This window comes from Tenacibaculum skagerrakense (assembly GCF_004345825.1).
GTDB lineage: Bacteria > Bacteroidota > Bacteroidia > Flavobacteriales > Flavobacteriaceae > Polaribacter > Polaribacter skagerrakensis.
In genome coordinates this window covers 300,445-312,878 of record NZ_SLXM01000005.1, presented here as the reverse complement: position 1 = coordinate 312,878, position 12,434 = coordinate 300,445, and the positions used below count along the sequence as shown (strand labels likewise).

At 29.0% G+C, this 12,434-nt stretch carries 13 protein-coding genes; 10 read left to right on the top strand and 3 right to left on the bottom strand.

Annotated elements, in window-relative coordinates; genetic code table 11:
• Positions 1–267: 267 nt before the first annotated feature.
• The 10 genes from EV195_RS10330 to EV195_RS10285 all read left to right on the top strand — a co-directional run bounded on the left by EV195_RS10330 (position 268) and on the right by EV195_RS10285 (position 8,552).
• On the top strand, positions 268–1,020 hold the full coding sequence (locus tag EV195_RS10330) for a hypothetical protein (protein ID WP_132794871.1): 753 nt from the start codon (positions 268–270) through the stop codon (positions 1,018–1,020).
• 142 nt (positions 1,021–1,162) lie between these two features.
• Positions 1,163–1,576 carry a hypothetical protein gene (locus EV195_RS10325; protein WP_132794870.1) on the top strand — a complete coding sequence of 138 codons (414 nt, stop codon included), beginning with the start codon at positions 1,163–1,165 and terminating at the stop codon, positions 1,574–1,576.
• A 178-nt stretch (positions 1,577–1,754) separates the two neighbouring features.
• A complete protein-coding gene (locus EV195_RS10320) occupies positions 1,755–2,372 on the top strand; it encodes a class I SAM-dependent methyltransferase (protein WP_132794869.1) in 618 nt (205 codons plus the stop codon).
• Between the two features lie 40 nt (positions 2,373–2,412).
• The gene (locus tag EV195_RS10315; protein WP_132794868.1) at positions 2,413–3,144 is read left to right on the top strand and encodes a sulfite exporter TauE/SafE family protein; all 732 of its coding nucleotides are present in this window, start codon (positions 2,413–2,415) and stop codon (positions 3,142–3,144) included.
• A gap of 74 nt (positions 3,145–3,218) precedes the next feature.
• A complete protein-coding gene (locus EV195_RS10310; protein WP_132794867.1) occupies positions 3,219–3,752 on the top strand; it encodes a contractile injection system tape measure protein in 534 nt (177 codons plus the stop codon).
• A 68-nt stretch (positions 3,753–3,820) separates the two neighbouring features.
• A complete protein-coding gene (locus tag EV195_RS10305; protein ID WP_132794866.1) occupies positions 3,821–4,615 on the top strand; it encodes a cation transporter in 795 nt (264 codons plus the stop codon).
• A 177-nt stretch (positions 4,616–4,792) separates the two neighbouring features.
• A complete protein-coding gene (locus EV195_RS10300) occupies positions 4,793–5,677 on the top strand; it encodes a pirin family protein (RefSeq protein WP_132794865.1) in 885 nt (294 codons plus the stop codon).
• Position 5,678: 1 nt separating this feature from the next.
• The gene (locus tag EV195_RS10295; RefSeq protein WP_132794864.1) at positions 5,679–6,212 is read left to right on the top strand and encodes an STM3941 family protein; all 534 of its coding nucleotides are present in this window, start codon (positions 5,679–5,681) and stop codon (positions 6,210–6,212) included.
• 727 nt (positions 6,213–6,939) lie between these two features.
• Positions 6,940–7,440 carry a hypothetical protein gene (locus EV195_RS10290; RefSeq protein WP_132794863.1) on the top strand — a complete coding sequence of 167 codons (501 nt, stop codon included), beginning with the start codon at positions 6,940–6,942 and terminating at the stop codon, positions 7,438–7,440.
• Between the two features lie 191 nt (positions 7,441–7,631).
• Positions 7,632–8,552, top strand: coding sequence for a T9SS type A sorting domain-containing protein (locus EV195_RS10285; RefSeq protein ID WP_132794862.1), 921 nt, complete (start codon positions 7,632–7,634; stop codon positions 8,550–8,552).
• A gap of 43 nt (positions 8,553–8,595) precedes the next feature.
• On the opposite strand, the gene EV195_RS10280 is transcribed toward EV195_RS10285, so the two are convergent.
• From EV195_RS10280 to EV195_RS10270, 3 genes are read right to left on the bottom strand one after another with little or no spacing between them, the layout of a single operon-like run.
• Positions 8,596–9,414, bottom strand: a complete 819-nt coding sequence (locus EV195_RS10280) for a mechanosensitive ion channel family protein (RefSeq protein ID WP_132794861.1) — start codon at positions 9,412–9,414, stop codon at positions 8,596–8,598.
• Positions 9,415–9,418: 4 nt separating this feature from the next.
• Positions 9,419–9,754: a DUF2834 domain-containing protein gene (locus tag EV195_RS10275; RefSeq protein WP_132794860.1), complete on the bottom strand. Its 336-nt coding sequence runs from the start codon at positions 9,752–9,754 to the stop codon at positions 9,419–9,421.
• Positions 9,755–12,433, bottom strand: coding sequence for a DNA gyrase/topoisomerase IV subunit A (locus tag EV195_RS10270; protein WP_132794859.1), 2,679 nt, complete (start codon positions 12,431–12,433; stop codon positions 9,755–9,757).
• Position 12,434: the final 1 nt, after the last annotated feature.

Genomic DNA, 12,434 nt, shown 5'->3' with positions numbered 1-12,434 from the left:
TTTTATCTGAACGACGAATTTGCTATGGAAGAAGATATTTTAAACATTCAATGGAATGACAACGAGAAAATTTACGAAATAAGTTTAATAGGTTCTGACGAACAAATTAAAATCTGTTGGAATGGAAATACATTCGAAATAAAATAAACTTTAGCTACAAAATAATAATTAAATGAAAATAAATTTCTTCTTCGGAAATATAATCTTATTAATTATCTTTCCAAAACAACGGAAAAGAACTTACCTCCTTTTCCCTAGAAAAATATTATGCTAATACATTTAAAAGATTTGATAATAACTAAAAAGTTCATCTTTATAGTTTTTGGGATACTCTTTTTTTCTTGTCATAAAGAAGGTAAATCTGATTCCGTTAGTCAAAAAGTTAAGGAAAAGAAATGGAATTTTGAAGAATTAAACAAAAAAGCTATTCAACATCTTGATAGTACTAAATGGGACTTAGAGCTGTTTAAACAAGACATTGATACTTATAAGATGTATTCTGAAGTTTTTCAGAGCTATCCTTTAAATAAATCTCCTTTTCCTGTAGCTAAATATGACTATGCTGTATCTAGTATTCCGTTTTTAATTGAAGTAGAATCAAGAATTTTCAAAGGCATTAGAATTGGAGAATATGAAAACCCTGAAAGTGAAAAAATTATTGATAAACTAACCTTGTTGGTTTTAACAAATGATAAGAATGCAGAAGAATCAACACTGGTTGATTCACGAAATTATCCATATTTAACTGCACAAGGTGTATTTAAAGTAATAAACAATGAATTTGACTGGATTTTTACATACAGTCCAGATGGATATTCTACTTTACTTTTAAACATGAAACTTTTTGATTTAAGATTTGGAGAAACTGTTATAATTTATCCTCAAACGGATAAATCATTCCTCTATGAACAAATTAAGGATTCACCTAATAATTATGAAAATTTCAAAGACTATACGAAATCAATTATTGAAAATCCTAAAGTGAAGAATCAATTGATCTCACACAAAAACATTAAATAAAAACATAATTATAAATAGTAACAGGATTTAAGTATATTTAAAAAGTACTCTTGCTTATTCTATTAAATTTGTATTTATTATTTTAGGTAATGAAAATACATAAAACGAGTATAACGGAATTCTAACTTTATTATAAATCAGTATGAAAAATATTATTACCCTACTTATTCTAACATTTATTAGCACAAGTTTTGGTCAGAATATTAAAAAACCTGAATTAATTGGAAAATGGACTACTAAAAACATAACAATTGATTTTAAAGATGCGAAACCTAAAAGTCAAAAAGTTATAGAAGGTTTAAAAAAAGGTTTTCTTAACTCAGAATTTGATTTTAAAGAAAATGGAAAATTTTACCTTAAACTACCAAATGACAGGGCTGCATTTATGGAAGAGTTAGCATCTTTAAATGATAAAAATTGGAAGCTAAAAAACAACCAGATAAAACTGGGAACAGATGAAAACAATTTCAATTTAATGTTCATTAAAATTAAAAAGATAAACGGAAAAGTATTTTTTGTTATTCCTGGAATGAAATTGGAAATGGTTAAAGGATAAGTGAAAATTTAAATTATATCTAGCGATGGATTTATTTTCTTTTATGTTGTTCTTAAAGAACCTGAAAAATCTATAAAAGTATCAAAATCATACCCTTTTCCTACACAAACAAACATTAACAAAACTGTTAGTTTGATTTTTAATTACATTACAGCAAATCTAAAAACACTCAAACACAATGAATCTAGATAGCAAGAAACATTGGGAAACAGTTTACGAAACTAAAAATCCGGAGCAAGTTAGCTGGACTCAAGAAAAACCTCAAATTTCACTAGATTTAATTAACTCATTAGATTTAGATAAATCTGCTAAAATAATTGATGTTGGCGGTGGCGATAGTAAACTTGTGGATTATCTACTTGAAGAGGGATTTGAAAACGTGTCGGTTTTGGATATTTCTGCAGCAGCGCTAGAAAAAGCAAAAAAACGTTTAGGTGATAAAGCAAATAACGTAAATTTGATAGTAAGTGATATAACAGAATTTACACCTTCCACAACTTTTGATCTTTGGCATGACAGAGCAGCGTTTCATTTTTTAACAACTCCAGAACAAATTTCTAAATATGTTAATATTGCAAGAAATACTGTAACTGGATATCTAATCATTGGTACTTTTTCAGAAAATGGGCCGAAGAAATGTAGCGGTCTTGACATTAAGCAATATAGTGAAGGCAAGTTGATAACTGAGTTTGAAAATGATTTCGAAAAAATTACCTGTTCAACTGAAGATCATATTACTCCTTTTGATACTATGCAAAACTTTCTGTTTTGTAGTTTTAAAAGAAAATCAAACTGATTTATTATCAGTTGTAGTTAGTGTAATCCATATAAAATAAATGAAAAACATAAGTTATCTATTCCTTCTTTTATCCTTACTTGCTGAAATATTTGGAACTATAGGTGGTTTTGGTTCATCTGTCTTTTTTGTACCAATCGCTAATTTTTATTTCGATTTTGAATCTGTTTTAGGATTAACTGCTATTTATCATCTTTCCAGTAATCTAAGTAAGATTGTTTTATTCAAAAAAGGACTCGATAAAAAATTACTTATTAACATTGGTATTCCATCTGTTTTGTTTGTAATACTAGGTGGATTAATAACTAAGATTTTCATGAATTCGTTTTTAGAATTATTTCTAGGAATTTTTCTAGTCTCCTTAGCACTTTTATTCCTGATAAAGAAAAAGTTAATCATAACACCAAACAAACGAAACGCCATAATTGGTGGAAGTTTATCTGGTTTTTCTGCAGGTCTTTTAGGAACCGGCGGAGCGATAAGAGGCTTAACCATGTCTGCTTTTAACTTAGAAAAAAATGTATTCATAGCCACATCTGCCTTTATTGATTTTTTAATAGATTTCTCTAGATCATTTGTATACTATTACAATGGATTTATTCATGAACACGACCTAAAATATGTTCCTTTTTTAATCATTATTGGAATTATAGGAACGCTAATTGGTAAAAAAATACTGAATTATATTCCTCAAGAGAAGTTTAAACAGCTCTCGCTAAGTCTAATTCTTATTATCGGAATAGTAACGCTAACAAATGTTTTATTAAAATAATACAAAACGTATTCAATAAAACACCTGTAAAACCTGTTGTAATTGAACAATTAATAAAATAAACAAGCTAAAATATGAGTAACGAAGCAGTAACAAAATCTCAAATTGAACTTTCAATCTCAAATGCTGGAATGATTTTATTAAGCTCTTATTTTACAATCTTATTAGAAAATCTAAATCTTGTTCAAAATAATACATTCATCACAGAAAAAGCACGATTAGACTCTATATCTTGTTTACAATATATAGTTTCAGGGACAACTGAAACTAACCAATCACATTTAGCCTTGAATAAAATTTTAGTAGGTCTTTCGCCAAATACAAATATCGACGCTACTATAAATATGAATCAAAATCAAAAGCAACTAATTGATTATCTGATTCAATCAGCTATAGATTATTGGCCTGCCATAGGAAAATCTTCAATAAACGGATTTAGAGGAAATTGGTTAATGCGTAATGGTATTTTGCGTGAAACAGAAGATATTTGGGAGTTATTTATTGAGAAAAGGTCTTATGACCTTCTATTGGAACGATGTCCTTTTTCATTTTCAAATGTAAAATTACCTTGGATGGTTAAACCTTTACAAGTAACTTGGCCTCTCTAAAATACTCTTCAACCCTATTTAAAATTCTATTAACTTAAGTTTTATTATAACTACTTAAAACTGGATGAATGAAAAAGTCAATATTTGAAATTACAAAAATGGATTGTCCCTCAGAAGAAAATCTAATAAGAATGAAATTAGGTGGTATTTCAAGTATTGTAAAGTTAGATTTTGATATACCTAATAGAAAACTAATTGTTTATCATAGTGAAAAAATAAATGAAATTGAAACATCTATTCTAGAGCTAAATTTAGGGGGAAAAATACTTTCTTCTGAAGAGACCGATGTGATAGAATTTGAAGAAGAAACCAATCAGAAAAAACTACTTTGGTCGGTACTTGGAATTAATTTTGCTTTTTTTATCATAGAAATGACTACAGGTATTATTTCAAAATCGATGGGATTGGTTGCTGATAGCTTAGATATGCTTGCAGATAGTTTTGTTTACGGAATTAGTTTACTTGCAGTTGGTGGAACATTAACTAAAAAGAAACAGATAGCTAAATTAGCAGGATTTTTTCAAATTGCGCTTGCCGTTATTGGCTTTATTGAAGTGTTAAGAAGGTTTTTTGGAAATGAGAAACTTCCTAACTTTTCAACAATGATTATCGTTTCTATCTTAGCTTTAGTCGCTAATGGATTTTGTCTTTACATTTTACAAAAATCTAAAAGTAAAGAAGAAGTTCATATGAAAGCAAGCATGATTTTTACTTCCAACGATGTAATAATAAACCTTGGTGTAATATCTGCTGGTATTTTAGTAAATTGGCTCAACTCCAGTAAACCAGATTTAATTATTGGATCTATAGTTTTTGTATTGGTTATTCAAGGAGCTTTAAGAATATTAAAGTTGAGTAAATAACCTATTAATAAAAATTGATACCATAATTATCAGAGGATTATTCATTTTTAAAATGAATCTAATCAAAATTTAATTTTATCCCAAACACGCTCCATTGATTCTTTTTCTTTTAAAGAAATTTCAACAAGAATATAATAGTATTGATTAAATTTAAAATAAATAACTAAAAACAACTCCATGGCTAATAACAAACTACTAGTAAATGAACGTCAAGCAGATTTGGGTAATTTTATGGTGGGAAGATTACTACCATTCAGAAAAAAAAGACAGGTAGGTCCTTTTACTTTTATAGATCATATGGGACCATCTACTATGGGAAATGGTGCTTATTTTGATGTAGATCAGCATCCGCATATAGGTTTAAGTACATTAACCTATTTATTTGAAGGTGAAATTGAACATAGAGATAGCACAGGAAGCGTTCAGGTAATATCTCCTGGAGATGTTGGTTTTATGACTTCTGGTAAAGGTGTAACACACACGGAACGTACGCCAAAACAAAATAGAACTGGAGAAGTGTTTTTAATGCATGGATATCAAATTTGGGTGGCATTACCTGTAGAAAAAGAGGAAATTAATCCTCGATTTGATTATTATCCTAGTTCTGACATTCCTAAACTTATTGATGGAAACTTAACTATAAAAGTTGTTGCAGGTAATGCTTTCGGGAAATCGGCACCTCTTCAAGGGTATTCTCCACTTTTCATGGTCGATATTTTTGCAAGTGAACAAACTACCTTGAATCTCCGAGGAAAAGTAAAAGGTGAAATAGCATTCGTAGTTGTAAAAGGAGCTATTTTAAATGAAGAACAAAAAGTAGAAGCTGGTCAAATGCTAATTAGTAAAACAGACGATGAATGTGAAATTTGTTTAGATGCTAACTCACAAATCCTGCTGTTTGGTGGTGAAACACTACCTGAAGAACGTTTTTTGTTATGGAATTTTGTTTCTCATAGTAAAGAACGTTTAGAAAAAGCAAAACAAGATTGGAAAAACAAAAGTTTTCCTGAAGTTCCTGGCGATGAAACGTATATTCCTATTCCTGAAATTTTAAAAAAATAAGATGAATAATACCATTGAAATTCCATTAAGTAAAACTAAAATAATTTTGCTCCTAATCTGTGCCTTGCTTTTTGTAATTGCAGGAGTTTTATTTATAGTATATCCAGAAACCTTTATAAATCCAATTTTTAAAACCACATTAATCATTACGATTGTAGGAATTGCCTCTGTAGTTTTTTTTGGACTCGGTTTAGTATTTATTGGAAAGAAATTATTTGATAATCAAGTTGGGCTAATTATTAACCAAAAAGGAATTACGGATAACACTAGCGGAAATAGTATTGGCCTTGTTGAATGGGAAGATATCAGCCAAATTAGAACGTTAGAAATAGCATCTACTAACATTATGATGATTGAAACAAATAAACCAGAAAAATATATAGAAAGAGCCAAAAACGGATTATCAAAACGAATTATGAAAGCCAATTATAAAATGTATGGTTCACCAATAGCTATTACCTCAAATGCGCTGAAAATGAAATACGATGATTTAGAAAAGCTTATACATAAGGAGTTTGAAAAGCATAAATTATAATCCGATTATATGTTTACTTTTGTATTAAACCCTTATCTAAATATTATAAATAGGTAGTTTAATGTAGCGATGCTTAAAAGTTTCAAAAACAATACATTTTTTCAAAACAACACTTTTTTATCCTATCTAATGGAAAAAGAGCAAAAGCTTCAATTATTTGCTTTCGCTTTTGCTTATTTACTCCTTTTTTTATTCTTAAGCAAAACCTACCCATACCCTGCTGTTACTGCTGATTCTGGAAATTACATTCTTTCAGCTAAAACTATGACTATTAATGGTTTTAGACCTATGGGATATTCTTGGTTTATCTATTTTTGTCATTTATTCTCAACAAAAATTTCAGTCATATTTATAGGTCAGTTCTTAATAAGTGTATTAGCCCAGCTCACCTTTATTTTTAGCGTTAAGTATTTTTTTCAATTACATAAAATAGTATACTACATATTTTCTTTTTTATATATTTTATCTCCTAGCATACTTTTCTGTACAAATTATATAATGAGTGACAGTATATTTAATTCTCTCACACTACTTTATCTTATTTCTGCTCTATGGATTATTAAAAAACCAAATGTTTTAAATATTACATTCATCCAAATCATAAATTTAATAGAGAGGAAGCAGAAAAAATGTATCGTTTCAATATTAAAATGTCGAAACTATTCAACATCTCTCCTATTTCAATTGATTATTTCGTAAGTAATTATTCTAGAGAAATTGTCCAACTTTGGACATACGATTATATGCCATATATATTCCTGGTCAAACTGGAGGTGTTGCTGATATCAATAACAACATTGTTTATGCTGGTAATAATTCAGAATATTATCCACATGAATTAGTTCATTTATACACCTTTAAAATGTATCCTGATGGGTATCACTTTTGGCTTAATGAAGGATTTGCCACCTACATAGGAGGAAGTGGTGGTAAAAGTTTGGATTGGCATATTGAAAAATTCAGGAAATATGTACATCAAAATCCAAACTTTGAAATATCATTTAAAACCCTAAAAGGCTATATCCCCAATGGATTACATAGTACAGAATTTCGATATGTTATTGGGGGTTTAATTTGTAAAAAAGTGTTTGAAGTTAAAGGAATGAATGCTTTATTTGAAGGATTAAAAAATGTAAGAACCGATGAACAGCTTTATCTGTTTATTGAAGATAATCTTAATGTTAAAAAAGAAGGTTTTTCTGAATATATTAAGCAAATATTGGAATAAACTAAATAAAAATGAAGTATATAAATTACATTATACATTTAGTTTGTTTTCTTGTACTCTAGTAAAATCAAGAATATATATTCTTTCTTTACAACTGATTTTAGGAACAAATAAACTAAATTCTATTTACCAGAGAAATTTCGGTTTTTCTTATTATTTTTAGAAAACTGTAATTGCATATTAAAAACCATATGAAAAGAAAACTACTTTATTTACTGTTTTTATTTATTACTTCATTCATTAATTGCCAAAATACATTTGTACCTGATGATAATTTTGAAAAGGCTTTAATAGATTTAGGGGTAGATGATGTTTTAGATAATTATGTTTTAACATCAAATATTAATAATATTACTTACCTTAATGTATTTGATAAAAATATTTCGGATTTAACTGGTATTAAGGATTTCATATCACTCAAAGAATTGTCAATACATTTTAATAATCTTAAAACTGTCGATCTTTCCAAAAACACTTCGCTTACTTATCTACAAGCTAGTGGTAATGAGTTATTAACTATTGATGTTTCTAAAAATATTCATTTAGAAACACTTGTTATACGTACTAATAAAATTAACCGTATTGATTTATCTAATAATAAAAAATTAAAAGAACTTTACATTTATGGTAATCAACTTACTAATCTAGACGTATCTCAAAATAAATCATTAGAATTTTTATGGTGTTCTTCAAATAATCTTAGTTCCTTAAATGTTCAAAATGGCAATAATGAAAACTTTACACGATTTGACACTAGAAATAACCCGAATTTGAACTGTGTAGCAGTCGATAATATTGATTATAGTACTTCAAATTGGATGGATATAGACCCACATACCAGTTTTGGAAGAGCTTGTAATACATTAAATTCGGACAATTACGAATTAAATAAATTTAGTATTTATCCTATTCCAAGTACTGGTATAATTACTATAGAGCTTTTACAAGATGCAAAGTATAAAGTAACCAATATTAAAGGTCAAATTTTAATGAATGGAAACTTAACTATTGGCAATAATACTTTGGAATTAAAGTCTTTTACTAAAGGAGTGTATTTTATAACTTTAATAAATTCAAATACTTTTCAGAGTAAGAAATTAATCATAAATTAAAAACTTAACTTTAATATTTTATTGAGATGAAAAAATAGTCAATTTAGATTTTTTCTATTTTATTTATTGGAATAGGTAAATCTACACCTTCTTTAATAAAACGCTTATGTACGGCTTCTTTCAAGGCACATTTACCCATAAATTCTTGAAAAGGTTCATTCATCCAAACGTAAGCACGCATATGAATATAACTCTCGTGAATATCAATAACTCGAACATCAACAGAATTGCTATCAATCTCCATAACCATTGGTAATTTTATTGCTTCTTCTTGAATGATTTTTCTAGCTAAATCGATATCTGCTCTTAAACCTATTTTAAAATTATTAAAACTTAAAACATTTGAATCTTGAATAGTATGATTCAATACAGAATCGGTACTAATTACAGAATTAGGAATAATTAATCTTTTGTTTTCAAAATTATTTATAACTGTATGACGTAAAGTAATATCTTCTACAATACCGACTCTATCTTCATCTAGTTTGATATAATCTCCAACACGAAACGGTTTAAAAATTACGATAAAAGCGCCCGCTATTAAATTAGATAAAGCAGCTTGTGCAGCAAAACCTATTATAGCTGCAATAATACCCGCACCAGAAAAAATTAAAGTTGCTTTACTACGAAGTGTAGGAACTGTTAAAACTATGTAGAAAAGCGCTAATATTCCTAAAAAAAACTTAACCGAATTTCTTAAAAACTGGATACTTGTTTTACCATATTGATCCGTTCTCTTTGAATCGATTATTAGTACTATGAAATATCGAATCAATCTAGAAATTACCCATGCCACAAAAACTACAGTTACAATGTAAGCTAAAATTCCTAAAGGATTTTTTAAATCAAATTGATATGGCATGAAATTATCCAATTATAGTACTTTTTTCTAATGTGATAGTTCTAATATATAAATACAAAGGAAACGTAAATGCTATTGCTATGATAAATGTTAATGGAATAAATATCCACCAATATTTAATTTTTAACTTGATAGCATCTGGTATGTAAAACGCAAAAAAAGTAAGCACGACTACTAATAAATCAGCACTTAATGATTTACCTGCAAATGTAGATTTTGCTTCTGCAAAAAAATGGGTAAATGAAGGATCTACAGCAGTTTTAAAATACTGTATGTTATAATACCATGTGTAACAAATACCCACAATTGCTAGTAATAAATATAAATGCTTTAACTTCATCTAAAATAACGCTGTTTGATTTTCATCGTCATTACCATCTTTCTTCTTTTTTATAGCAGCTTGTAATGCCTTATTGGCTTTATCTGCTTTAAATGTATCAACATCTTCAGAAGCGTCCATTGTTTCTTCATCATTTACTTCAATATCCTCTACGATTTCTTCAGGTTCATCATACGGTAACGATTCTAACAAATCTACACTTCTAATTTTAGCTTGTGTTAACTGATTACCAATTGCTTTTATTCCTTTAATTGCAATAAACTCCTCAAAATTTACTTCTAATTTTGGTAAATTTCTTTTGGTAAAAGAAACCTCTGCAATCGGTCTATAATCGGTAGAGACAATTTGTAATTGAGACTTTTCATGATCTGTAATAAAAACATCTTCTTTATCTGGACTTTCTAATAAGAAACGTTTTACAAAATAACGTTCTTTATGACCATCATAATAAATAGCGGAAATAGGTTTGTTAGGTTTCCATTTCTCCAGCACAATCATATCATTGTCGAAATGCATTGCCAAGTCGGGAGTAACCGCTTTTATTTTTCCAGATTGTGTAATGATAAGAATTTTATCTTCAGCTCTAAACTCGCCAAGCAATTCACCTCTTTCATCAACATTTAAGCGTTGTACAGCTTCATCAAACCAAATCTTACGTGGCTTAAGCGTAGAAACACCAGCTTCTTTAAATTCTACTTTCTTAATTCCGTGTTTAGAAACTAAGTTACCACGAACAGATCGTCCTTTTATAGCTAAATCGGCAAAATCTAAATCCCATTTAAGCTTTTTAATACTTCCTACAGCTCTTAATAGTATTGTAACTACCTCAGCTTCTCCATTTTGATTTTCAGAGAAATACAATACTTTTGAGCCTTTATTACCATTTGTTAAATCGTACTCTTTATCTCTAGTTACACCAGTTACATTAAAACGCTTCATATAACTTGGTCCTCTAGTACCATCTCTATATATAAGATTATATACAGTACGTTTATCTTTTTTCTTGAAAACAGCTACATGCATAATTCCTTTACCAACAAAGGTTTTGGAATCGACTTTGGTAACCACCATAGAACCATCATCCTTAAAGACAATGATGTCATCGATATCGGCACAATCAGAAACAAATTCATCCTTTTTCAAAGAAGTACCGATAAAACCTTCTTCTCTATTGACATATAATTTAGAATTACGCATCACTACTTTAGTAGCAACAATATCATCGAACATTCTAATTTCTGTCTTACGTTCTTTACCCTTTCCGTATTTGTTTTTTAATTCTTTAAAATAGTCGATGGCAAATTCAATAAGATTATCTAAATAATTTTTTACTTCAGTAATCTTATCTTCTAAACTCTCAATAAACTGTTTAGCTTTGTCTATATCAAACTTTGAAATTTTCTTAATTCTAATTTCGGTAAGTCTAACAATATCTTCCTCTGTAACGGCTCTTTTTAAGTGTTTTGTATGAGGTTTTAAACCTAGATCTATTGCTTCAATTACACCTTCCCAAGTTTCTTGTTCCTCAATATCACGGTAAATTCTATTTTCAATAAAAATTCTTTCTAGTGAAGAAAAATGCCATTGCTCTTCTAGCTCATTTAATTGAATTTCAAGTTCTTTTTTAAGCAATTCTACTGTAAAATCTGTAGAACGTTTAAGCACTTCAGAAACACCAATAAAAATTGGTGTATTATTTTCAATGATACAACACAACGGAGAAATAGAACTTTCACAACTTGTAAATGCATACAAGGCATCAATAGTTTTATCTGGAGAAACATTAGGTGGTAAATGCACTAAAATTTCTACGTTAGCAGCTGTGTTATCTTCAATCTTTTTAATTTTAATCTTACCCTTATCGTTTGCTTTTAATATGGTATCAATTAAAGTTGAAGTAGTAGTACCGAAAGGAACTTCAGTAATAACAAGTGTTTTTTTATCTAATTGAGAAATTTTTGCTCTTACACGAACCTTTCCTCCTCGTTTACCATCATTGTAACTAGATACATCGGCAATTCCGCCAGTCATAAAATCTGGTACTAACGTAAAGCTTCTACCCTTTAGGTATTTTATTGAAGCATCTATTAACTCATTAAAATTATGTGGTAATATTTTGGTTGATAATCCTACTGCAATACCTTCTGCTCCTTGCGCTAACAATAATGGAAACTTTACAGGAAGATTTACTGGCTCATTCTTTCTACCATCATAAGATAACTGCCATTCTGTAGTTTTTGCATTGAAAACAACATCTAAAGCGAACTTAGATAAACGTGCTTCAATATAACGTGAAGCTGCAGCTCTATCTCCAGTTAAGATATTACCCCAGTTTCCTTGCATATCTATTAGCAATTCTTTTTGTCCCATTTGTACCATTGCATCTGCAATAGAAGCATCTCCATGCGGGTGATATTGCATTGTATGACCAACAATGTTAGCTACTTTGTTATAGCGACCATCGTCTAAATCTTTCATAGAATGCATAATTCTTCGCTGTACGGGTTTAAAACCGTCTTCGATAGATGGAACTGCACGTTCTAAAATTACGTAAGAAGCATAATCTAAAAACCAGTCTTTATACATTCCGGTAACCTTAGTTATCGACTCTGTATTTTCAGATTGATTTTCGTTTGTTACACCTTCTTCGTGTTCGTAATTATTATTTTCTTCGCTCATG

Coding starts and splice junctions, on each gene's coding strand:
- EV195_RS10330 (WP_132794871.1), top strand. CDS start 268: ATGCTAATACATTTAAAAGATTTGATAATAACTAAAAAGTTCATCTTT.
- EV195_RS10325 (WP_132794870.1), top strand. CDS start 1,163: ATGAAAAATATTATTACCCTACTTATTCTAACATTTATTAGCACAAGT.
- EV195_RS10320 (WP_132794869.1), top strand. CDS start 1,755: ATGAATCTAGATAGCAAGAAACATTGGGAAACAGTTTACGAAACTAAA.
- EV195_RS10315 (WP_132794868.1), top strand. CDS start 2,413: ATGAAAAACATAAGTTATCTATTCCTTCTTTTATCCTTACTTGCTGAA.
- EV195_RS10310 (WP_132794867.1), top strand. CDS start 3,219: ATGAGTAACGAAGCAGTAACAAAATCTCAAATTGAACTTTCAATCTCA.
- EV195_RS10305 (WP_132794866.1), top strand. CDS start 3,821: ATGAAAAAGTCAATATTTGAAATTACAAAAATGGATTGTCCCTCAGAA.
- EV195_RS10300 (WP_132794865.1), top strand. CDS start 4,793: ATGGCTAATAACAAACTACTAGTAAATGAACGTCAAGCAGATTTGGGT.
- EV195_RS10295 (WP_132794864.1), top strand. CDS start 5,679: ATGAATAATACCATTGAAATTCCATTAAGTAAAACTAAAATAATTTTG.
- EV195_RS10285 (WP_132794862.1), top strand. CDS start 7,632: ATGAAAAGAAAACTACTTTATTTACTGTTTTTATTTATTACTTCATTC.
- EV195_RS10280 (WP_132794861.1), bottom strand. CDS start 9,414: ATGCCATATCAATTTGATTTAAAAAATCCTTTAGGAATTTTAGCTTAC.
- EV195_RS10275 (WP_132794860.1), bottom strand. CDS start 9,754: ATGAAGTTAAAGCATTTATATTTATTACTAGCAATTGTGGGTATTTGT.
- EV195_RS10270 (WP_132794859.1), bottom strand. CDS start 12,433: ATGAGCGAAGAAAATAATAATTACGAACACGAAGAAGGTGTAACAAAC.